Source organism: Rhizobium leguminosarum (genome assembly GCF_002953715.1).
Lineage (GTDB): Bacteria > Pseudomonadota > Alphaproteobacteria > Rhizobiales > Rhizobiaceae > Rhizobium > Rhizobium leguminosarum_V.
The window spans coordinates 2,027,805-2,049,201 of record NZ_CP025012.1 but is presented as its reverse complement, the minus strand read 5'-3'; the positions used below and the strand labels follow the sequence as shown (position 1 = coordinate 2,049,201).

Genomic DNA, 21,397 nt, shown 5'->3' with positions numbered 1-21,397 from the left:
TCCTTAGCGTCGCAAGAAGTTGGATACGGTAAGATCGACGAGCTGATCGCCCCTACCGTTCAAAACCGCCTTCAAAGCCCAGACACCGAAGCCCTTCACCTGCGTGGCCTCTATCTTTGGAGGCATCGAGAGCTCCTCGGTGTTCGTGACCACGTCGAGCAGGGCGGGGCCGTCATGGGCGAGGATGTCTTCGAGTGCGCCTTCGAGTTCGCCCGGATCCTCCACACGGATGGCGTGGATGCCGGCAGCGTTCGCCACGGCAGCAAAATTCGGGTTTGCGAGGTCGACGCCCGCCTCGAGAAAACCGGCAGCCTTCATTTCGAGTGCGACGAATCCAAGCACGGAATTATTGAAGACAACGATCTTAACCGGAAGCTTTTGCTGCGAGAGGGTTAAGAGGTCGCCCATCATCATCGCAAACCCGCCGTCTCCAGAAAGACTGACGACTTGCCTGCGGGGATAGGCGGCTTGAGCGCCGATCGCCTGGGGAAGGGCGTTGGCCATCGACCCATGGACGAGCGACCCGATCATGCGCCGGCGACCGTTCATTTTCAGATACCGTGCCGCCCAAACCGTCGGTGTGCCTACGTCGAATGTGAAGACGGCGTCTTCTGATGCGAGATCGCTAACGAGCTTAGCAAGGTATTGAGGATGGATAGGCTTGCGACCGGGCTTACCCGACGCGAGGTCATCCAGCCCCTTCCGAGCTTTCTCATAGTTCTTCAGGCTGTCGGAGAGGTGCGCCATATCCGCTTTTCGTTCAAGCTTGGGAAGTAGCCCTGCGACGCTCGCTTTGACGTCTCCCACCAAACCTATTTCGAGAGGCGCCCGGCGCCCAAGATTTTCAGGACGTAGGTCGATCTGGGCGATCTTGGCGTCGGTTGGATAGAACTGGCGATAAGGGAAGTCTGTGCCCAGCATCAGTAGCGTGTCGCAGGCAAGCATCGCGGTGTAACCCGAAGAGAAGCCGATGAAGCCTGTCATGCCCACGTCGTATGGATTGTCGTACTCGATGTATTCCTTGCCACCGAGCGCGTGGACGATCGGCGCCTTCAGACGCTCCGCGAGGGCGAGCACTTCTGCGTGGGCGCCTTTGCATCCCCGTCCGCATAGGATGGTTGTCCGGTCGCTCTTAGCAAGAAGGGCCGCGAGTTTATCGAGGTCTTGATCTGCCGGGACGACTACCGGCTCGGGAATATTGAGGGCTTCCGGCTGTGAGATCGGGGCTTCGTAATTGGCAAGCGCGATGTCTCCCGGAATCACGACGACGGCAACGCCTCGTCTCCCGATAGCTGTCCTGATGGCGGTTTCGAGTATTCCAGGAAGCTGCTGCGGATTCGATACGAGCTCGCAGTAGTGACTGCACTCGCTGAAAAGCTGGTCGGGGTGAGTTTCCTGAAAATACCCGCGACCTATCTCCGTAGACGGTATCTGCGCCGCGATGGCGAGGACCGGGACGCGGGATCGATGCGCGTCGAACAACCCGTTTATCAGGTGGAGATTGCCGGGGCCACAGCTTCCTGCGCAGACAGCGAGTTGGCCCGTGAGATGGGCCTCCGCGCCAGCCGCGAACGCAGCGGCCTCCTCGTGTCGGACGTGGACCCAATCGATGTCGCCACGGTTCCGCATGGACTCCGTCATTCCGTTGAGACTGTCGCCGACAACGCCGTAAATTCGGCGGACGCCGATGGAATGCAGGACTTCAGTGATGATGTCTGCTGCCCTATGCGGCATGGTCGCCTCCTTGCTTGCTGTTTTTTCGAGTCCATGGTTGGACATTCGATGATGTCGAGCTGCTGATAGGATTGGCGTCTCCGTCTGATATCAGGCGGGCGCTGCGCTGGCGTGTGACGAGGCTCCAAAACCAGTCGAACGCGACCGAGCTCTTGCTCCGAAAGCCGATGAGGAACATCACGTGCACGAGACACCAGAAGAGCCATCCGGCAAATCCGGACATCGACACTTTTCCTACGCGGACCACCGCCGAACCTCGGCCAATTACGGCCAGATCCCCTTGATGACGATAGGTGAAGGGCGGCGGCGGGGAGGTGTTGGCGACGCGCGCCTTGATGACCCTGGCTACATACGTGCCCATCTGTTTGGCAGCGGGTGCGGTTCCGGGAACCGGCTTGCCGTCGAGCCTTGCGAGGCAGGTGTCCCCAATTACAAAGACGTCGGGCCTGCTTTGCAAGGTGAGGTCGCTTTCGACTACGACACGATGGGATCGGTCGCGTTCGACGTTCAGCCACTTTGCTGCGTCTGAGGCCTGCACGCCAGCCGCCCAGATCACCGTTGCCGCATCTATCCAGGCGTCGCCCACAGAAACGCCTTTTCCAGTGCACTCGGTAACGAGTGACTTCAGACGGACTTCGACGCCCATCGCCCTCAACGATGCCAGGCATTTCTGTGAAAGTCCCGATGGAAAGGCCGGCAGCAGCCTCTGGCTCGCCTCGACAAGCACGATCCTCATCGACTGCGGGTCGATGCTTCTGAATTCTCCGAGCAGGGTCCTGTGTGCTAGTTCCGCGACGGCTCCAGCCATTTCGACGCCGGTTGCGCCACCGCCCACGATGACCGTCGTAAGGCACCGACGCTTCTCATCTGGATCGGACGTTCTCTCCGCGGTCTCGTATGCATAGAGAAGCTTTTCACGAAGCGATCTCGCGTCTTCGATCGTCTTCAGCCCCGGCGCGAACGGCTCCCAAGCCTCGTGGCCGAAGTAGGCATGCGTAGCGCCCGTCGCGAGCACGAGATAGTCGTATGGTACGATGGTCTTCCCGTCCGTGACTGTCCGGGCGTCGACATCGACTGCGTTGACCTCCATCATCAACACGCGTGCGTTCTTCTGCCCTGCAAATACGCTTCGAACCGGCCAGGATATCTGCCCCGGCGAAAGCGAGGCAGTCGCGACCTGATAGAGCAGGGGTTGGAAAAGATGAAAGTTCCGTCTGTCCAGCAAAGTAATGTCAACGGGTGCCGATCTCAGGTTCTTCGCCGCAGAGAGCCCGCCAAAGCCGGCGCCGACGACTACGACGCGAGGACGGGATGGTACGGGAGTGCATTGGATGCCCATGATCGAGCCCTCGTTCAATTCAAGGGTCGATAAACCGGCTTGTACACCTTGCCGGTAATCAGCTTGCCGATGTCCGCGGGCCGCCCGACGCCCGCGAGGTCTTTGTCGAAAATATACTCTGCGATCTTCGCCGCGACATGTAGAGAAGCCTCGAGGATCTTGCTCTGTGGAGGATAGATCAACCCGACGTCCAAACTGTCCTGACCGACCTGTTCCGCCACTGCTTTTGCCGCGATAATGAACATCTCGTCGGTGACCCGCTTGGCCTCTGTCGCATAGACGGCCATCCCCATCGCTGGGAAGATATAGACGTTGTTCCCCTGACCCGGCACGAAACGGCGTCCCTCGACCAGCAGTGGCGGGAAGGGGCTCCCGCTCGCGAAGACGGCCCGACCTTTGGACCAGGTGTAGGCCTCCTCGGCGGTGCACTCAGAGCGTGACGTCGGATTGGAATACGGAAAGATTATTGGCCGCTCATTGATCGAAGCCAACGTCTCGATGACGTTCTGATTGAAGAGCTTCGGCACGGTGCTGACGCCGATTATCCCTGTTGGCTTCAGTACCTTAATGGCTTCGACGAAGTCCGACACGGGCTCGTGGTCAACGACGAACGGCTTCTGGAATTCCTTCACCTCGCGCGAGGAGACCAGAAGCCCCTCGACGTCGAATAGGGAGATGCGTTTCCGAGCGGCTTCCAGAGACAGCCCCTGCATCGCCATCCCTTGAGAAATCAACTCCGCGATGCCGGTCGCCGCCGATCCTGCGCCAAGGAAAAGAAACTTCTGGTCGGTCAACTTTCCACCGGTGATCCGGAGGGCAGCATATATGCCCGCAAGGGCGACCGATGCCGTACCCTGGATGTCGTCGTTGTAGGTGCAAACCTTGTTGCGATATCTTGAGAGGATTGGGATGGCGTTGAAGTTTGCGAAGTCCTCCCATTGGATGCAGCATCTTGGGAAGAGTTCTACTACGGCTTGGACGAATTCATCGATGAACGCGTGATACTCGTCCCCACGCACCCTGTCGTGGCGCAGCCCGAGATAAAGCGGGTCCTCGAGAAGCGAGGCGTTATTGGTCCCTACATCGAGTGTCACGGGAAGGCAAAGCTCCGGAGGCACGCCGGCGCAAGCGGTATAGAGCGACAACTTGCCGATAGGAATGCCCATCCCCCCCACGCCCAAGTCGCCGAGCCCGAGGATCCGCTCACCGTCGGTCACCACTATAAAGCGGACGTCCTTCTGGGGCCAATTCGAGAGCAATTCTTTGACGCGGCCCTTTAAGGTAATCGGAACGTACACGCCACGCGCGGAATGAAAGATGTGATCAAATTTCTGACAGGCCTCGCCAACAGTAGGCGTGTATACAAGCGGCATGAAGCCCGCTGGATCTGACATCAGCACTGCGTAGTAGAGCGTTTCGTTTCGAACCTGCAGGTCCGAGAGCAGAAGGTACTTTTGCAGGTCGTTCTCAAGGGCCGCGAGTTGGGTGTGAATTCGGGCGACCTGACTTTCGAGTGACGTGGGCGTCGGAGGGAGCAGGCCTTCGAGGCCGTATTCGTCGCGCTCCTCATCCGTGAAGGCGGTGCCTTTGTTTGAATGGGGGTTGCGCAGCAGCGCATAGCCCTTGGACATAGCTTCTACAGCCATGGTCAAGCTCCTTGGTTCACGGTGAAATACGGTTAAAGACCGGCGATGATTGACGCCTCGCAGCGTCACCCCTGAACCAGGATTTTGGATCAGGACACGTTTACCTGTACTACGAATAAAAGCTCACAGACCGTCTCACGTGACGTTAAGCTCATCCGGCTCATCAAGTACGAATTCTTGAAGCGCCGCGTTGGACACGGTTGCGAGTAGAACCCGTGAGAAGGTTAGGCCTCGGATCAGATATCGACAACACGTACAAAGGTATCGATTTGCGGGATCGTGACTTCAGAACGTTGGCCACGACACCATCCTCAAGCACCACTCCGGCTGCGTTTTGCTTCGAGCCGGTGCCCAATGTCCGGAGTGGGGCCAAACGCTTGAGCCCGCGGCTCGTAGATTTTGGAGGCGCGAACCTTAACTGGTCCATCTGGACGACAGGATAGATGCTGCGAAATCGATCCGTTTGTAGGTCGGATCCATCTTGGAGAGCACGTCAGCCTTCGCCTTTCCAAATGTCGTTTCCGGCTTTCGGATCGTCCCCATGCAGAACGACTAAAGGATTCCTTGCTTGAACTTCAATCCGCGCGGATGACAGGTGCAGACCTCCTGCCGCTGTTTCGAAGTGAACTCGTCGAAACCGACCCCCAGAACGTCAATCTCGACGCCGGCTGTCACGAGGCCGACCGTAGAGCGCTTGTGCTTAGGGATGCCGGGCGCCGTGTGTAGTGCGATCGGGTCCCATACGTCATCGACGTCTCTTTCAGGCAGGTTGTAAGATCCGAGGAAGGACCCAGCGGCGTTTGCCCCGTCAACCTCGAAGCGCTCCATATCGCTCCATGAGGCCCGATGTCATTGACGCAAGACGCTGCACTTCGCCAGCGTTCGCCGTTCGCAGCGATGCTCGATACCTAAGTGCAATGGCACCAGCCCGACATACCCCTATGCTCAGCGGGAGTAGTCGCAACCATCGCTCTTGCCGACGCCATATTCGGAGGTTTGTCATGGACAGTGAAACGCTATCTGTCGGCGAAAAAGTTCTTCCCGCCGCTCCAGGTGTTTCGATGGCGCTCGAACTGGCTGTCATTGCCGTCTCGGACATCGACCGTACAAAGTCGTTCTACTCGCAACTAGGCTGGCGTTTGGACATAGACTTCCAAGGCGACGACTACCGCGTCATCCAGTTCACCCCGCCAGGTTCAGAGTGCTCAGTCATGTTCGGGAAGAACATCAGCAAGGCGGAAGCCGGGTCTTCACGGGGGCTGCACCTTGTCGTTCAAGATGTGGAGGCCACTCGAAGGGATCTGATCAGGCGTGGTATCGAGGTTGGCGAACCGTTCCATGACATTGGCGGCATATTTCATCACGCGGATGGACGTGGGATTGCTCCGGGCGTGAATCCGCAGCGGAAAAGCTACGCGTCCTACATTTCGTTTTCCGATCCAGACGGTAACGAATGGACCATCCAGGAAATTACAACCCGCTTGCCCGGTCTCCTTGGCGATGACCAGTTCACGCCCCAGCTCAGCGAGGCGGTGTGGCACCGAAGCTCAGCGAGCGTCCGAGTTTAGGTCTCCTCGAAGTTCCGAGACGTTTTTGCCGTCGACAGCCGGTCTGAGGAGAAAGGACGGCGTTCGGTACGCGTACTGGATTCGAGCAGCGGCCTCGATCTGCGTTTTTCTTTCAGCAGAGTAAGTCGAAGGACTCAGTTCTTCACGTTTGGAGCGTACTGGCATAAGGAGACCCCTGCGCACGAGCAGGCACCACTTCAACGGCCAGCGCACCTCGCGCGCCGGTGCCGTTACCAGGCCGGTCTACGATCCGAACACCGGGCAAGTGCAAGCCCATCTTGACCTGGGTGACGCGACAACGTCGGCGGTGGTCTTGCCCGACGCCGATCTTGATCAGGTGGTTGCGTACGCCCTTGCGGGGTTCTTTGGCCGCCGGCCACTGCATGGCGATGCCGGTGCTCGCGGGGGTCGGCCGATGCGCTACGCGAATGCCTGCTGCTGGAGATCCCCTGCTCCGAGTTGGAACCGCCTCTGATATTGGCGCGCAAATGGGTCCGGTCGTCACCGGCGAACACAAGCGCAAGGTCGAGAGCTATATCCAGATGGCAATCGACGAGGGAGCTGATGTCGTCATCGATGGTCGGAGCATAGGCTTAACCGATTGCGAGAAGGGCTTTTTCCTTTGGCCGACCCTGTCGATTAAACGACAGCGTCGATGAAAAGCTACCAGCAAGAGATTTTCGGTCCCGTCCTGTAGATCGTCCGCGCGGAGACCTTCGAGGAGGCGCTGTACTACCCGAGCGACCATCACCAGGGCAACCCGGTTTCGATCTTCACGCGCAATGGCGATGCGGCCCAGCGCTTTGTCGGCGAAGTCGCGGTGGAATGGTCGGCGTCAACGGTTCCGATGCGAGTGCCAGTCAGCTACCACAATTTCGCTGGCTGGAAGGATTTGGCCTTTGGCGTCCTTAATCAATACGGCGAGGTTGGTTTAAGACCCCGGCGCAAGCCTTCAGTGCCGGGACGGCTCCACCACTGAACCCAGTCCTTTGGAGCGGGGTGACGATCCGAGACTACGTTTAGCTGGCTTAGGACCGCATCCCCCGAGTTACGCTCCAGCCAAGCCGGTGCCGACCATCTCCAAGGGTCTAATCATCTTATCGAACAGCGCGGCATCGACCTTGCCCGAGGACAGCGCCGCTTCTCGGAGGGTCGTTCCTTCAGATATCGCCCGCTCGGCAATATGCGCTGCGTTCTGGTAACCGATCACAGGCGATAGCGCTGTGACAAGCATCACGCTTCCATCGACGTAGGAGGTGATCTTCGCAGTGTTTAACTCCGTCCCTTCGACCGAGAATTCGCGAAACTTCTGGCAGCCATCGGCAAGAATTCGCGCCGAATGTAGGAAGTTTTTGATAATGATCGGGCGCATGGCATTGAGCTCGAAGTTGCCTTGGCTTCCCGCAATGGCGACCGCTGTATCGTTGCCCAGCACCTGGATCGAGATCATCACCATGGCCTCGCACTGCGTCGGGTTCACCTTTCCGGGCATTATCGACGAGCCCGGTTCGTTTGACGGGAGAACAAGCTCCGACAAGCCGCAGCGCGGTCCCGACGCCAACCACCGCATATCGTTTGCGACCTTCATCAGGGAAACGGCCAACCCTCTCAGCGAGGCGTGAGCCCGCACCATGGCATCGAGCGAACCTTGTGCCGCGAACTTGTTCGGCGCAGTTCTAAATGGCTTTCCGGTCAACTCGGCTATCTTGGTGGCGACGTCCTGAGAAAAGCCTTTCGGTGCGTTGAGCCCGGTGCCAACGGCCGTACCGCCTATCGCCAGTTCATAAAGGCCTTCTCGACCGGCTTTGATTTCAGCGATGGCTGCTCGAATTTGGCCGGCCCAACCATACCATTCCTGGCCGACAGTCAGAGGAACGGCGTCTTCAAGATGGGTGCGGCCCACCTTCACGACATCCATCCATTTGTCTGCCTTCCGTTCGATGATCTCGGCAAGCTTTTCAACCTGCGGCAGGAGTGAACGGTCGATCGCATGGATTGAAGCTATGTGCATCGCTGTCGGAAACGTATCGTTGGACGACTGGCCCATGTTGACGTCATCGTTGGGTCCTATCGGACTCTGCGAGCCAAGTGTGCCTCCGAGAAGTTGAATCGCTCGGTTCGATAGAACTTCGTTGACATTCATGTTCGATTGCGTGCCGGATCCCGTCTGCCAAACAAAAAGCGGGAAGTGGTCGTCAAGCTTCCCCGCAATTGCCTCTTCCGCTGCCTGAACGATCGCGTCTCGTTTCCAGCCAGGCAACCTTCCGCCAGCGGCGTTTACGAGCGCGCACGCTTTCTTCACATAGCCGTATGCATGATAAATAGCCTTCGGCATGCGATCATCGCCGATGTCGAAATGGTGAAGCGAGCGTTCCGTCTGAGCTCCCCAGTAACGGTCACCAGGAACGTCGATACGCCCCATTGAGTCAAACTCGCTCCGCTTTTCGGTCGCGTCGATTCCAATCGGGAGGCGGGCCATCTTGGGTGTCTCTAACGTCGATTCCATAGCGATTCTCCGTTTGTACGCGGTGACCGGCGACGCATTGCTGTCGCCTATCAAGGCGTGCGCAGGTTGATTGCGACACAATCCAACGGCCATTGACGGCGGCGCCCTAGGGGAATGCCTTGGCGGCGGACGCGTGTCGAAACCACACGCTTCCACGCGAGGGCGAGACCGATGCCAACTACATGCAGCGCCAGAGTAGCGACCGAGAATCCGACCGCGAATTCCAGCCCATAGACGGAGTGAGCAACCTCGTTTCCGTGGGCATGACCATGGAGAAGAGCAAAGCCGCCGACCAACGCAGCGCCGGTCCATAACTTGGGAGCTATGGCGAGGGTGACCATGAGGCTCAGCATGACAGCGGACACGAGAATGCCAAGCTCGACGAAGGGCAGCCAGACATGCGCAAACCCAAGCATTCCACCTAATACCGCCAGTCCGACAAATGTCAGCGGCCATAGCCAAAGCGCACGACCGCCCTTGACTCCGGCCAAGATTCCGACCGCTACCATGGCTGCCACGTGATCGAGGCCGGACAGGGGGTGCGCGATCCCCGCTTCGAAAGGCGAAGCCGAAGCCAGCGCCATATGTGCCGAAGCCGCCGTCACCGGGATCAGAAGGAGAGCTGCGACAATCACAAACAACCGCATATTGATGCTCCTTAGTAGTGTTCGATACAAGTTCGAGAAGAGGACGTTGCGATCCAGTCCTCTTAGACTTGGGCGCCGTGCGGCGGCCCGAGATAGGGAAACTCTCTCAGCAGGTCGGCATGGGGCCCGACCCCGTCCCCCGTGAGCTTGCCGTTCGTGAGAATGGCCATGAATGCGTCCGCTGCATCATCGGTGAGCGATCGTCCATTTTCAGGAAACGAAGCTGGCCGTGTAGGATCGTAGAACATGATGTCCGGGAGCAAAGTCCTTGCCACGCGCTCTGCTTCATCAGGACGGTATCCGCCAGTGTGCTCCAGCGCGTGCGCAAACGTCGAAACGAACCTGCTATCCTCTGCGGGCTCGCTCGCAAGGTAAGCCTCTTTCTGCTCACCGGGAAGGAAGACTGCCTGCTGGGGCCGCGCGCCGCGCTCGACCTGCAACCAGCGCTCGTTCTTATTCTCCAGTGTGCGACCCCACAGATGAATGGGTTGGAAACCCAGTGCGGAGTTCGGCACTTCCAAAACGATGCTGCATACGTTCTTGTCCACAAAGAAGTCATCCCCCGTGAACCGCAGACCGTTCACGGCACCAAGGGTGTCGAAGAAAAACGGCTCGCTACGCCATCCTGCAAAGAAGCGATAACCGTCGGATTCTGCAACCCCTGCATCACGACCTGTCGAAACAGGTACGCCTACGAAGATGATTTCTCCACCATCGTCGGTGCCGGCAGCAAGGGGTCCCGTAACTCGGCGCACCGTCGCGGTCTGCGCCCCTCCAGGCAGCGGCGTCACCCGCACCCGATAGGCGATATCGGCTATGGCATCGCCGTCTATGTCGATTTTGATTTCGTATAGCCCATTGGGCGCGAAGGGTTCCATGGTCGTGGCCTCTAGGCTGGTCAGAGTGACCGAAGGGTGCACGTTCAACACAAAAACCGAAGTATCCTCGCGGACAGGCGAGGGGAAGGCATAGATGTCAGTGAGATCCAATCGTGGGTCGCCCCTCGGAAATCCGAAGTCCGGGCCTGAATAATGGTGTGACATCGTCCCAACGTCCTCGGCTATTGATCGTGCTACATGGCCCTAGCTTACGCAACAACTGGCTACGATGAGGCGTGTGTATCGCGATCGGCTTCAACTGGTCGTAGCTTAACCGTCGCCTGGCGCCACAAATATTGGACTTTGGTATTTCCAATACGATGGTGTCGATCGCGGCCAACCCACGCACTGCGATGGTTCAAATCGAAGCTTAATCAATGACCAACAAGTACAATTACGCAGGGTCTAACGACCCGGTACCGTCCTGGCGCGTTCAGGAAACAGAGGGCGCTCGATGCATAAAACGCTTCTCATGATCGGCGCAGTTCTCGTAACGGTGCCGACCGCCGAGGCACACGAAAGAGTGAATGCGGCGTCCACGAAGGGGCTAACCGAACGGCCCAAAAGCTGTTCGAATACCCTTGGAACGAGTTCACAACGTTACCGTCTCGTCTGTCGGCCGAGGCTTCAGAGCGGTCAGAACAGCAGCGATTGCTCGACGCCGTTGCTTCCAATGGTTACATCGCGAACTACCGAGGGCTTCGCGTTAGAAAGTCCGGTACAGGGTTCTGGATGAAGGACGGCCTCGTCTGGCGGCTAGTCGACGAACACCGCAACTATCGAGGCCAGGCTACTCGGTTCGCGAAGTGGACGGAAAGCGATTAAACACCGAGATTGGCCCGCAGCTAGTGGACAGGTTGCAGATCAAGTTCAATCTTCGCAGCCATATTGACCAGTTCGGGGAGCGTGCGAGCGCTCATTTTTCGCATTACCTTTCCACGATGGGCCTTCACCGTAATCTCGCTGATGTTCAATCTGTAGGCGACCTGCTTGTTCAGCAGTCCCTCGACGACGAAGCCCATGACCTGACGCTCACGAAGCGAAAGCGTCCGGTATCGGCTTTCGAGGCCGCTGGTCTTGATCGACGTTCCGATGGCGAAGCTGATTTGATCGACAAGCCCCGTGACGTCCGACGGTTTCGGTGTGAAGGTAAAATGAAACTTGGTCGCTTCGATCGTCATGGCTGGATCGCCAGGCGCGGTAAGAAGAATTACGGGCATACGGGCTGCGCTAAGGCAAATGAGGCGTGTCAGCGCGGATCCGGTCAGGTCTGGCAGCCCAGCGTCGAGAACGACGCAGCCGCAATTCGTAATGCTCTCGGACGCGAAAAACTCGGTGGCCGAACCGTAGATGGTCGTCTGCCATCCTTGAGAAGAGGCTCTGCTGCCCAAAAGCTGATTGATCGCATTGTCATCGCTGACCACGAAGACGACGGGGGCTTCCTGTTGATCGGCCTTAACGGTACGCGGAGCTCCATGAATCAAATCGGGATTGTACATGCTATTCTCCATCGTTCTTTCAGCGGGAAATCTAAACGTTGCCAGAAATAGAATGCGCGTACGGCGACTAAGGCCGCGATATGCTGATGGTGCATGTCTAGCGAATCGTGGTCTTCAAATCGACTTAAGTGGCTTGAAAGAATCTGAAAAGATCTGAAGAAATGCTGCCGAGCTGACATCGACTGTCATCATTTTCGCTTGCAGTCTTGGAGTTCTTTGGCCCCAATTACTAGGGACATCGCGAAACGGATTAGATCGCTTGGGACAAATCGAGAAAAGTCTTTTCGAGTTCTGTGGCTGGGAGTTGGACCTCGCGACGCGAGAGTTACGAGCGCTAGGAACGCCAGTTCCAATCGGCAGCCGCGCCTTCGACATTTTGGAAACGCTGGTCGTTTCTGCCGGCGACATCGTGTCCAGGGACGACCTGATGAAACGTGTCTGGCCGGGCATCGTGGTCGAGGAAAACACGATTCAGGTCCACATATCAGCCATTCGGAAGGCGCTAGGCAAGGACCGCAACTTACTGAAAACTATTCCGGGTCGCGGATACCGACTACTTGGCGACTGGTCGAGCCACCGCGCTGCAGAAGCTTCGACGCCTCCTGTGCGTTTGCGGTCTGCCGACCGTCCCTACCTCACGAACATTCCCGCATCGGCGTCCGACCTTATCGGGCGCGAAGCGGCAATTGCGCAGGTTCTAACGCTGACATCGGCGTACAGGGTTGTGACGTTGACCGGGCCAGGAGGGATCGGCAAGACCGTGCTGGCGTCCGAGATCGCCCGTCATCTGCTTCCTTCCTATGACGGTGACGCGTTCTTTGTCGAACTTGTGGGAGTCTCGGATCCAGCGCTTGTGTGCACTACTGTCGCTCAGAGGCTCGATCTCCACCTTCAAAGTGAGGAGATTTCCGCGGATCTGGTCGCACGGGCCATCGGCGGCAGAAAGATGTTGCTGGTCATCGATAACTGCGAACATCTGATCGATGCGGCTGCGGCGGTTGTGGAGGCAATCGTCCGTACTTGCCAAAACGTGACGGTGGTCGCGACTAGCCGAGAGCTTCTTCGGATCGAAGGGGAGTACGCCTACCGGGTCCCTCCGCTGGAGGTGCCAGTCGGGGAAGCCAGTGTCGACATTGTCGAACACAGTGCCATTCAACTTTTTGTGGCGCGTACCCGAGCCTTGCAGTGGGACTTTACGCCGGACGCAGAAAAACTGTCGGCCATTGCGGGAATTTGTCGCCGTCTCGATGGGATTCCGCTAGCTATCGAGTTTGCTGCCGCCCGCGCTGCGACCTTGGGAATACAGCAGATCGCCGGCCGATTGGATGATCGCTTCGTGCTCTTGACGGGGGGCCGCCGAACGGCGCTGCCCCGCCACCAGACGCTGCGTGCGGCTCTGGATTGGAGCTATCAACTGCTGCCTCAAAACGAGCGCGAGCTCCTCTGCAACCTGGCAATTTTCCCCGCCGGCTTCACCCTGGAGGCAGCAACGGCAGTCAGCAGTGAGCCTGAGGCGGAAGCTGCCCTAGGAATTTCCAATCTCGTCTCAAAGTCGCTGGTAACCTTCGAAGGATCCGAAGCTGCTCCTCGCTGGCGCCTTCTTGAAACCGTGCGAGTGTATGCGTTGGAAAAGCTTGGAGCCCGCGACGACTTCCGACGTGCAATGCGTAGGTTTGTCAAGTTCTTCCTCAAGTTCTTTCACCCGTTCTCAGAGAAACACCGTCTTCAGGGCGCGATCGAGAACATCGCCCCCTATCGGCGTGAAATCGACAACCTTCGCGCCGCCCTGGGCTGGGCTCTCTCCCAGGAAGGTGACGGAGTTCTCGGAGCGAAACTTGCTGCGAGTACCAGCGATTTCTGGACTGCGATATCCATCGTATCGGAAGCAGGCGATTGGGCTAAGCGTGCGCTCAACTCTATCGGAGACGAAAGCGGAACCCGTACGGAGATGGTGCTGCGGTGCGCCCTGGGATTCGCGCTGATTTACACCCATGGCATGAGCCATCGTGGCAAGGAGGTTCTCATCGGTGCCTTGGCGCTCGCAAAGACATTCAATGACTTCGACTATATCGAGCGCGTCACCTGCGCATTATGGCTGTTTTCCGCGCGCTCCATGGCGCTTGACGATGCGCTGACCTTCGCTCGCGAGTATGAGGAAGTCGTCAAGGAAAAGGACGAGCACGCGCGTGCGACGGCGGCATGGTTGGTGGGAATTCCCCAGACCTATCTGGGCCAGCACCGAGAGGCTTCAGAGCGGCTCGATTGGGCGGCAAAACATTCACCCTTTCAAACTCGCCGGATAGATATGCTGCGACTGGGTGCGGACATGCGGACGTCGTCCATGTCTCACAATACCGTCAACTTGATTTCGCAAGGTCGATTGGACTCCGCGGTCAGGTTGGCGGAGGACTCAATCAAGGAAGCGCGGCAAACGCGGCAGCCTTTCGTGCTGTGTGTCGCGCTCGCATGGGCCGCCGGATTCGTATCATTGAGCATCGATGACTTGCACCGAGCAAAGGAGTGGGGCGAAGAACTGCGCGAACATTCATACCAGCACGGTTTGCGCCCTTTTCATGCCGTCGGGCAGTGCGTCAGAGGAAGCGTGGCGGCCAGATCACGCGAACCGGCCGAAGGGGTAGAAGCCCTCCGATCCGGTCTGCGCGAGATGCATGATGCGGCGTATCTCCTCTTCTATCCGTTTTTCCTTTGCGAACTTGCATCCGCAATGCGGACCATGGGCCGTTTCAACGAAGGTCTGAATGAGATTGGGAATGCATTCAGCTTCTCGGAGGAGAACGGCTACCGCTGGATGATTCCGGAAATACTGCGAAAAAAGGGGGAGATCCTCAGGGATCAAGGCTTAAGCCCACCCTCACTTGTCGGAAACCTATTCCGGCAAGCTATGCAGCAAGCGTCCCGACAAGACGCCATTTACTGGCAGCTCGCCGCTGGGATCAATCTCGTCGAGTCTCTCAAAGATGACGGCGAAGACGCGGACAACGCCCGCAAATTCGTCTTACCCGTATTCGAACGTTTCACTGAAGGACACGCATACCCAAAATTATTGCGCGCGAAGGAGCTGCTCGATCGATACAGGTAGGCCTTCTACGACCAAGTGATACCTGTTGCCCGTCGGAGATGATGCGGACCACGCAGCGATTTGGAATTCGAAGGTACCCGCGTTCGACCTGCCGGATCTTCCCGCGAGCACAGGTTCGGCCTACTTGTCGGCCAAGGTCTGCGTGTAGTGACCAAGACGGGCTTCGACGTCAGGATTGGTCTGCAGGCCCATTTTCATGAGCTTTCCGATTTTCACCTGCGTCGACGGACGCAGAACAGACGTGATGAAGGCATCCCACCCGGCGCCGATTTCGGGATCGGAGGGAAGGCTCGCGAAATCGACAAGCCGCTTCGTGTCCGCGATGGCCTGGCGGTCGAATCCCGAAATGCGCGTGGCAAGGGCGTCGACGAAGCCGTCCAGTTCGCTGTCCGGAAGCGAGCGATTGACGTAGCCGTACTTCTCGGCGAGATCGCCGTTCACATCATCGGATCCCAGCAGCACTTCAAGCGCTCGTCCGCGACCCATCAGTCTGGGGAGCCTCGCCATCGGTCCGCCGCCTGGAACCAGCCCCGCGCCGACTTCCCATTGGGAGAGAATCGCCTTTTCGCGGCTTGCGAAGCGCATGTCGCTTGCTAGCGCCAGCTCGCTGCCGACGCCCGTCGCACGGCCGCGGATGAGACTGATGGAAACGACCGGCGACTTGCTGATGCGCACGAGCATGTCGGGAAGGGGATGCAGACCGGTTGGTCCGGAAGGCAGACCGGTCGACTCTGCGAGGGGCGGCGTGAAGTTGTAATGGGTCAGAAAGAACCCAGGCACGGCGCTATCAAAGACTACGACCTTGAGGTTCGGGTCGTTCTCGATCTCCGAAACCACCTTCTCGAATTGCGGGATCGTCTCCGGACCGAAAATGTTGAACGGTGGATTGTCGAACGTCACGCGCCAGTATGCGGTCGTGCGCTTGTCGATTCGGACCTCCGTTTGAGCCGCGGTCTCCTGCGGGCTCGTCTTGTCCGGCCGGTCCGCCTTGGCAAGAGCCGCCGGCTGTCCGGAGAGCGCCAGCGCGGGGAGCATGAGCACGGCGGCCGCGGTCAGGAATTTCGATGCTCCGGCCACGGAGGTCGAGGCGAACTCGGGATTTCGATCTGACTGAATTTTCATGATTGCCTCTATGTGTAGGGGGTTAGCGAGACTCTCGCGTGGCTTCGAGCTCGAATACGAGTTCGACTTCGATCGGCATCCCCAGCGGTATGCTGGCGACACCCAGAACGATGCGGGGAGGGACCTTGTCGGCCCCGAAAACCTGGAGAAGGAGCTCGGAGGCGCCGTCCGCGACTTTGGGATGCTCTCGGAAGTCCGCATTTGACGCGATGTAGACGCCGAGTTTGGCGATCGAGCGAACGGAGTTGAGCGTGCCGAGATGTGCCCTGGCCGCAGCAAGCCCGCTGAGGCAGGCCGTTCGCGCGGCATCGTAGCCTTCGGCAACCGACAGCTCGCTTCCCACCCGCCCGAGGTATTTCGCATCGTGCCCGATCACGGGAAGCATGCCGCTCACGAACAGCAATGAACCGCACTGGACGGCTTCGACATAGGCGCCGAACGGCGTCGGAGCTGGGGGGAGCTCGATGCTCAGTTCTTTCAGGCGGAGTTCTGGATCGCTACTCCGAGCGGCCGCGGCGCTCACCATTTGCCCAGATGTGCGCCGTTATCGACGTGCAGCACCTCCCCGGTGACATGAGCCGCTTCCGTTAGGAAGACGACGGCGTCGACGATCGCCTGGACAGGTGAAATCGTGCCCATGGGCGACAGGGATTTAAGGAAGTCCTTGGAATCCTTCGCGTGCATCGGAGTATCGACGATTCCTGGTGCGACGCAATTCACGCGGATGTTCTCCGTGGCAAACTCCATGGCGAGGTTTCGCGTCGCCGCGTCGATCCCGCCTTTGGTGATCATCGCCACCGAGGCGTTCACGCCGGCGATGGGATGGTCCGTCAGCGACGTCGTCACGCTGACAATGCTACCCCCAGACTTCTGTCGGAGCATCTGGCGAACCGCGTGTTTGGTGAAGTGGATGAATCCTTCGACGTTCGTCGACGTAAGCTGACGGAAGTCGTCGAGCGTGAACTCCAGGAAGGGCTTTGTCAGAAAGATCCCGGCATTGTTGACAAGTGCGTCGATAGAGCCGAACTGCTCTATCGCCACTCGAGACACGCGCTCGGCTGTTTCCGGATCCGCGACGTCTCCGTCGATGAGTTGTAGCCCGCCCGAACGGTCGAACCCAGCGGTTTCGCTGATCCGTCTCGAAGTCGCGACGACGTTGTAGCGACGCTCCATGAAGGTTTTCACCAATCCTGCGCCAATGCCCTGCGATGCTCCTGTGATCACGACGGTCTTGCTCATGTCCTGCCTCCGGGTTTGCGAAACGGCTTGTCGTCGACTCTCCTGGTCAGGAGAGCGCGAATATCCGACGGAATGATTCCGTTTTGTGTTTGGCTCGGGTTCGACGCCAAAATCTGCCGAGAGCATCCGGCAAAAGGGCTGCGTCAGCTATTGTACCAAGGTGTCGCCGATACGTTCGTATGGTGGCATGTCAGGCATTCGGCCGAGGCAACACCTTAGTGCAGGCTCCCATGACCGGCGCGACGGCGGTCGACATGGTGATCGCCGTCTGCAAGGCAGGGGGATTGGGTTCTCTTCCGGCCGCGCAGTTGAGCGTCGATCAGCTTCGTGAGGCGTTGGGCGCGATCCGGGCGGTGACGAACGCAATGGTCAACGTCAATTTCTTCTCACACATGTCACCTCCTCGAGCCGCTCGAACAGAAACTGGCCAAACATGTAAAGGAAGGCGAATGAGCGAAGCCGGGTTTCCTGCCGGTGTCTCCTAGGCGGTCACGCGAGGTCAGAACCATCAAAATCTTGCCGAGGGGTTATGATTGCAGGGTTCATCACTCTTGGGATCAATAGGCGGCTGCCCGCCCCCGCGGAGACGCGACCGTGATCTGGGCGCCGACGTCCTTGAATGCGTAATAAGGGGCGGCAAACTCCTCCAGCCAGAGCAGTTCCTTGCTCGACGAAATCAGCGAACTCGCGGCCGAACTGAAGCAGACGCGGCGGCGAGTCTCTACCGCTTCGGTGCGACGACCGCCTATTACGAGATCGTCCTGGACCGGATTCGCTCGCTGAACGAGATTTCAGTTTTGGGATACGAGACGCTTAGCTCCCTACGGGGAGCTCTTGTGTTTCTGGGCCCATGTGCGCCCCGCCCTTAAAAGGTTCGATGTCGCATAGCCGCGCGGTCAAAATGCCGTGATCCGGGCCCGACGAACTACTCGCTTTCAAAGACGCGGCACTAACGGCGAGGCTGTGGGCTGATGTTCGTCTTTCTCTATCGTCTTGGCGAGCGTCGCAATCGACGCACTGTCTTCGAACACGAACAAGCGCTCGACGTCTCCTCGTGCCGACTTTCACAGCCTGAAGATAGAGGTCTTGTAGCTCTCGCGTCGGTTCGCATGAAACCATTTCTATTCGGGCCCGGATGCTCTCCGAAAGCTTTTCGGATGACGATCTTGCCTTCGTCGACGACGACGGAAACCCGAGTCGACCGGGCGGCCGCGCACCGGTTCATGGACGACCTCCGACAAGTCGCCTATCGTTGTGACGATCAGTCCAAGCACGACGAACCAGATGGCGGCAACCGAGGGAAGGGCTAGATTGACATACCCAGCGGTAGGCGCAGCCGGACGTCGTTGCCCCGCATTCGTCCACAAGACCAGGTTGGCCCCTCGACAGAATCACTTGGGCGTAGCTACTCTTTAAGTTGTGGATGATTTGGGGATGAGGACCGCACGTGACCAATGTATCCGACGACGCTTTCGAAAGACTTCAGAAGATCGAGGCGGAAATCGTCGGAGCACTACGGTCGGGTCCGAACGAAGCGGATACACGCTTCAAGGCGCTGGATCGAATCCTTCTCGACGTGCTTGGCTGGGAACGCGACGCCATCTTCACCGAGCCTCCGACAGGTAGCGGTTTCATCGACTATCTGGTGCGAACCGGTTCGGGCCGAAATCTCTTCGTCATCGAGGCCAAGAAGGCGGGACTGCTCGCGCCGGAGACGAAGTCGAACGACAAGATGACGATCGCTCTCGACGGCCCGGTTGCCAAACCCATGAAGGACGGAATACGGCAGGCTCTTGCCTATGCGACCGAGCAGGGCGTGCCTACCGCGGTCCTGACGGATGGACTGACATGGCTCTTCTTCCGCGCCTCCCGCACCGATGGACGTCCGCCTCTAAAGGGAAAGGGGATCTTGTTTCCCTCTTGGAAGTCAGTCGTGGAATATTTCGTGCCGTTCACCGAACTGATCTCGCCGCGAGCAGTCTTGGACAAACGGCATCTCGCCCACCTGAACGACGCCGAGGGGTACACGGTTTCGCAAGCCGAGCAGCAATACACGGTGTACCCGCCGAACGAGGCTAAGATGCGCGCCCGAGACCCGATGGCAAGCGACGCCGCGGAGCTATTCGCGCAGTTTTTCTCCCGCCTATCGAACGACCAGGACAAGGAGATGCTGCGGGACTGCTTCGTCGAGACCGCCGAGAGCCATAAGGCCGATCTCGAACTCGAAAAGATCATCCAGAACGTGCTCAACAACGTCTCTGCGATCGCCACAAATCGCGGCGGCGCGCTGCAAGACCAGATCGAAAGGGCCATGGCCGCGCAGCGTGCCGAGACCGTACTGCTGATCGGTAACAAGGGGTCCGGCAAGTCCACTTTCATTGATCGCTTCTTCGGAGATATTCTTCCTCCGCCTCTCCGGAAGAAATGCCTGCTCGCGCGCGTGGACCTCGCCGAAAGCACCGGCTCCCCCGCCAACGCCATCGACTGGTGCATCCTTCAGCTCCGGAATGCGCTGGAGATGGGGATCACGACCGGCGCCGCACCCGACTATGAAGAGCTCCAGGGTATCTTCTTCAATGACTACCAGCGCCTCTCGAAGGGGCCGCTGAGGCACCTGTACGAGTCTGACAAGAACGCGTTCAAGATTGAGTTCGGCAGGCTCATCGAGACCCGACGGGAATCCCAGCCGGACGAGTATGTCCGGCTTCTCCTTAATCGGGCCGTGAAAGGTCACGGGCTTCTGCCTTGCCTGGTGTTCGACAATACCGACCAATTCCCGCTCGAGATTCAGGACAAGGTTTACCAGTTGGCGCACTCGTTGGAGAGCGCAGCCCCGGTTTTTAACATCGTCCCGATCACTGATCGGTCGGTATGGCGCCTTTCGAAAGCGGGGGCCTTGCAGAGCTACACATCGCGCAGCTTTTACCTGCCCGTCCCGGACGCCAAACAGATCATTTCGCGGCGCGTTACGTTCATCAAGAAGAAGTTGGAGGGTGAGAAGCCCGCCACAGAAGCGTATTTCTCGAGACGCGGTTTCCGTGTTCAGATCAATGACATCCGAGTTATGGCGGACACCGTCGAAAAGGTTTTCGTCGACAACGACTATGTCACAGGCTTGATCGGTCGACTCGGCAATTTCGACATCCGAAGGATGCTGAAGCTGGCGGAGCGAATCTTCGTGTCCCCCGAGCTGAAGGTCGACGACATCATCAGGTCGAGCTTCGGCGGTCCCAGCGTGACGGCGGATCGTCTCAGGACGCACAGGGCCCTTATAAAAGGCGAGTACGACCGCCTCAGCGAGATCGAGAACGACTTCGTCACCAATGTGTTCGTGACCGAGCAGACCAAGCCCGGATCGCCGCTCCTGCCATTCTATTCCCTTTGGGTGCTGCGTCAGAAGCTGAACGCCTCGAAGGCGGGAGAGTCCGATGATCGGCATTGGCTCGCCGATGACCTCTGCGCGTACTTCGATCAGTGCGGCGTTCCAGAGGACATCACGCTCCGGACACTCAGGAGGCTCTACAAGCGCGGACTGATCGAGACGCTCGATCCCAACGCGGAAGATGTCGAGCTGTCCGACCGCGTTGCGATCAAGGAAAGCGGCATGGCACACCTCGAAATGGTTCTCACATCGAGCGTCTACCTCGAGCAGACCGCCTTGGTAACCGGCCTCGCCGATCAGCCCATACGAGACGAACTAAAGAAGCTCACGATCCACCCGAACGCCCAGAAGTTCGTCGAACTACGGGACATCTTCATCAGGTACCTGCTAAAGACCGACGCCGCGCGGCTCGAGATCCCTTCCGGTCCTACTTTCATCTCTCTCCAGGAAGCTCGCCGGACGATTAAGGGCCGCATAGGCGATGAACGCCATCAGCCTCGACAGGCCTCGCGCGACGCGGGTCAGGATGGAGCCCGCTACCGAAGACGGAGGTGACGGACGAGCGACGTCTTGAGTGGACTTGCGACCGACGGGGCGGCTGGCGGACCGCGGGGTTACCTGACGACGCCCAAACCATCGTAGCGACGGGGGCGAGACGGGTGTTGACCTCGAGGACATCATGATCGCCACCTACGGCGAAGCGAAACGCAAGGTTCTCCGAGAAACGGAGTTCGACC

Annotated in this window: 17 protein-coding genes and 1 pseudogene; 7 read left to right on the top strand and 11 right to left on the bottom strand. The window is 58.6% G+C overall.

The annotated features are described in order from the left end of the window. Window positions 1-3: 3 nt before the first annotated feature. The 3 genes from poxB to CUJ84_RS10410 are packed head-to-tail and all read right to left on the bottom strand — an operon-like array spanning window position 4 to window position 4,719. Window positions 4-1,734 carry a ubiquinone-dependent pyruvate dehydrogenase gene (gene poxB, locus CUJ84_RS10420; protein WP_105006132.1) on the bottom strand — a complete coding sequence of 577 codons (1,731 nt, stop codon included), beginning with the start codon at window positions 1,732-1,734 and terminating at the stop codon, window positions 4-6. After that, on the bottom strand, window positions 1,724-3,073 hold the full coding sequence (locus tag CUJ84_RS10415) for an NAD(P)/FAD-dependent oxidoreductase (RefSeq protein WP_105008148.1): 1,350 nt from the start codon (window positions 3,071-3,073) through the stop codon (window positions 1,724-1,726). The genes poxB and CUJ84_RS10415 overlap by 11 nt, the downstream gene beginning before the upstream one ends. A 14-nt stretch (window positions 3,074-3,087) precedes the next feature. Then, window positions 3,088-4,719 carry an NAD-dependent malic enzyme gene (locus CUJ84_RS10410; protein ID WP_105006131.1) on the bottom strand — a complete coding sequence of 544 codons (1,632 nt, stop codon included), beginning with the start codon at window positions 4,717-4,719 and terminating at the stop codon, window positions 3,088-3,090. 1,001 nt (window positions 4,720-5,720) lie between these two features. Between CUJ84_RS10410 and CUJ84_RS10400 the strand changes: the two genes are divergently transcribed. Together CUJ84_RS10400 and CUJ84_RS37900 are read left to right on the top strand one after the other, a co-directional pair. After that, window positions 5,721-6,287: a VOC family protein gene (locus CUJ84_RS10400; RefSeq protein WP_105006129.1), complete on the top strand. Its 567-nt coding sequence runs from the start codon at window positions 5,721-5,723 to the stop codon at window positions 6,285-6,287. A 383-nt stretch (window positions 6,288-6,670) separates the two neighbouring features. Beyond that, window positions 6,671-6,946, top strand: a complete 276-nt coding sequence (locus CUJ84_RS37900; protein ID WP_158686918.1) for an aldehyde dehydrogenase family protein — start codon at window positions 6,671-6,673, stop codon at window positions 6,944-6,946. 389 nt (window positions 6,947-7,335) lie between these two features. Here the strand turns inward: CUJ84_RS37900 and fumC are convergent, their stop codons facing one another. The 3 genes from fumC to CUJ84_RS10385 form a co-directional block, all read right to left on the bottom strand. Then, window positions 7,336-8,766, bottom strand: coding sequence for a class II fumarate hydratase (fumC, locus tag CUJ84_RS10395; protein ID WP_404943439.1), 1,431 nt, complete (start codon window positions 8,764-8,766; stop codon window positions 7,336-7,338). A gap of 77 nt (window positions 8,767-8,843) precedes the next feature. Next, the gene (locus CUJ84_RS10390; protein WP_105006127.1) at window positions 8,844-9,440 is read right to left on the bottom strand and encodes a HupE/UreJ family protein; all 597 of its coding nucleotides are present in this window, start codon (window positions 9,438-9,440) and stop codon (window positions 8,844-8,846) included. A gap of 62 nt (window positions 9,441-9,502) precedes the next feature. Then, window positions 9,503-10,429 (bottom strand): DUF4331 family protein, encoded by a 927-nt coding sequence (locus CUJ84_RS10385; protein WP_158686917.1) that lies wholly within the window; start codon window positions 10,427-10,429, stop codon window positions 9,503-9,505. Between the two features lie 456 nt (window positions 10,430-10,885). Here CUJ84_RS10385 and CUJ84_RS10380 point away from each other — a divergent pair, with 456 nt between their 5' ends. Further along, window positions 10,886-11,143: an MEKHLA domain-containing protein gene (locus tag CUJ84_RS10380; protein WP_105006125.1), complete on the top strand. Its 258-nt coding sequence runs from the start codon at window positions 10,886-10,888 to the stop codon at window positions 11,141-11,143. A gap of 20 nt (window positions 11,144-11,163) precedes the next feature. Here the strand turns inward: CUJ84_RS10380 and CUJ84_RS10375 are convergent, their stop codons facing one another. Beyond that, complete coding sequence (locus tag CUJ84_RS10375) at window positions 11,164-11,817, bottom strand: response regulator transcription factor (protein ID WP_105006124.1); 654 nt, start codon at window positions 11,815-11,817, stop codon at window positions 11,164-11,166. Between the two features lie 259 nt (window positions 11,818-12,076). Here CUJ84_RS10375 and CUJ84_RS10370 point away from each other — a divergent pair, with 259 nt between their 5' ends. After that, the gene (locus tag CUJ84_RS10370) at window positions 12,077-14,917 is read left to right on the top strand and encodes an ATP-binding protein (RefSeq protein ID WP_105006123.1); all 2,841 of its coding nucleotides are present in this window, start codon (window positions 12,077-12,079) and stop codon (window positions 14,915-14,917) included. A gap of 120 nt (window positions 14,918-15,037) precedes the next feature. Here CUJ84_RS10370 and CUJ84_RS10365 read toward each other — a convergent pair whose 3' ends face one another. Genes CUJ84_RS10365 through CUJ84_RS10355 form a run of 3 tightly spaced genes read right to left on the bottom strand, consistent with a single transcriptional unit; the run spans window position 15,038 to window position 17,278 of the window. Next, entirely contained in the window at window positions 15,038-16,039 is a 1,002-nt protein-coding gene (locus CUJ84_RS10365) for an enoyl-CoA hydratase/isomerase family protein (RefSeq protein WP_105006122.1), read from the bottom strand. A 22-nt stretch (window positions 16,040-16,061) separates the two neighbouring features. Next, window positions 16,062-16,565: a RidA family protein gene (locus tag CUJ84_RS10360; protein WP_105006121.1), complete on the bottom strand. Its 504-nt coding sequence runs from the start codon at window positions 16,563-16,565 to the stop codon at window positions 16,062-16,064. After that, window positions 16,559-17,278, bottom strand: coding sequence for an SDR family NAD(P)-dependent oxidoreductase (locus CUJ84_RS10355; protein WP_105006120.1), 720 nt, complete (start codon window positions 17,276-17,278; stop codon window positions 16,559-16,561). The genes CUJ84_RS10360 and CUJ84_RS10355 overlap by 7 nt, the downstream gene beginning before the upstream one ends. 230 nt (window positions 17,279-17,508) lie before the next feature. On the opposite strand from CUJ84_RS10355, the gene CUJ84_RS10350 reads away from it, so the two are divergent. Continuing rightward, complete coding sequence (locus CUJ84_RS10350; protein ID WP_432444903.1) at window positions 17,509-17,763, top strand: nitronate monooxygenase; 255 nt, start codon at window positions 17,509-17,511, stop codon at window positions 17,761-17,763. A 47-nt stretch (window positions 17,764-17,810) separates the two neighbouring features. Here CUJ84_RS10350 and CUJ84_RS38705 read toward each other — a convergent pair. Then, window positions 17,811-17,958 (bottom strand): annotated as a pseudogene (locus CUJ84_RS38705) (type 1 glutamine amidotransferase domain-containing protein); the annotation flags it as partial. Between CUJ84_RS38705 and CUJ84_RS39255 the strand changes: the two are divergent. Together CUJ84_RS39255 and CUJ84_RS10340 are read left to right on the top strand one after the other, a co-directional pair. Continuing rightward, window positions 17,905-18,147, top strand: a complete 243-nt coding sequence (locus tag CUJ84_RS39255) for a DUF3422 family protein (protein WP_348632677.1) — start codon at window positions 17,905-17,907, stop codon at window positions 18,145-18,147. The pseudogene CUJ84_RS38705 and the gene CUJ84_RS39255 overlap by 54 nt on opposite strands. Before the next feature lie 578 nt (window positions 18,148-18,725). Then, window positions 18,726-21,215: an ATP-binding protein gene (locus tag CUJ84_RS10340; protein ID WP_105006118.1), complete on the top strand. Its 2,490-nt coding sequence runs from the start codon at window positions 18,726-18,728 to the stop codon at window positions 21,213-21,215. Window positions 21,216-21,397: the final 182 nt, after the last annotated feature.

Coding starts and splice junctions, on each gene's coding strand:
- fumC (WP_404943439.1), bottom strand. CDS start 8,766: ATGGCCCGCCTCCCGATTGGAATCGACGCGACCGAAAAGCGGAGCGAG.
- CUJ84_RS10415 (WP_105008148.1), bottom strand. CDS start 3,073: ATGGGCATCCAATGCACTCCCGTACCATCCCGTCCTCGCGTCGTAGTC.
- CUJ84_RS10360 (WP_105006121.1), bottom strand. CDS start 16,565: ATGGTGAGCGCCGCGGCCGCTCGGAGTAGCGATCCAGAACTCCGCCTG.
- poxB (WP_105006132.1), bottom strand. CDS start 1,734: ATGCCGCATAGGGCAGCAGACATCATCACTGAAGTCCTGCATTCCATC.
- CUJ84_RS10410 (WP_105006131.1), bottom strand. CDS start 4,719: ATGGCTGTAGAAGCTATGTCCAAGGGCTATGCGCTGCTGCGCAACCCC.
- CUJ84_RS37900 (WP_158686918.1), top strand. CDS start 6,671: ATGGCGATGCCGGTGCTCGCGGGGGTCGGCCGATGCGCTACGCGAATG.
- CUJ84_RS10375 (WP_105006124.1), bottom strand. CDS start 11,817: ATGTACAATCCCGATTTGATTCATGGAGCTCCGCGTACCGTTAAGGCC.
- CUJ84_RS10350 (WP_432444903.1), top strand. CDS start 17,509: ATGACCGGCGCGACGGCGGTCGACATGGTGATCGCCGTCTGCAAGGCA.
- CUJ84_RS10355 (WP_105006120.1), bottom strand. CDS start 17,278: ATGAGCAAGACCGTCGTGATCACAGGAGCATCGCAGGGCATTGGCGCA.
- CUJ84_RS10390 (WP_105006127.1), bottom strand. CDS start 9,440: ATGCGGTTGTTTGTGATTGTCGCAGCTCTCCTTCTGATCCCGGTGACG.
- CUJ84_RS10400 (WP_105006129.1), top strand. CDS start 5,721: ATGGACAGTGAAACGCTATCTGTCGGCGAAAAAGTTCTTCCCGCCGCT.
- CUJ84_RS10365 (WP_105006122.1), bottom strand. CDS start 16,039: ATGAAAATTCAGTCAGATCGAAATCCCGAGTTCGCCTCGACCTCCGTG.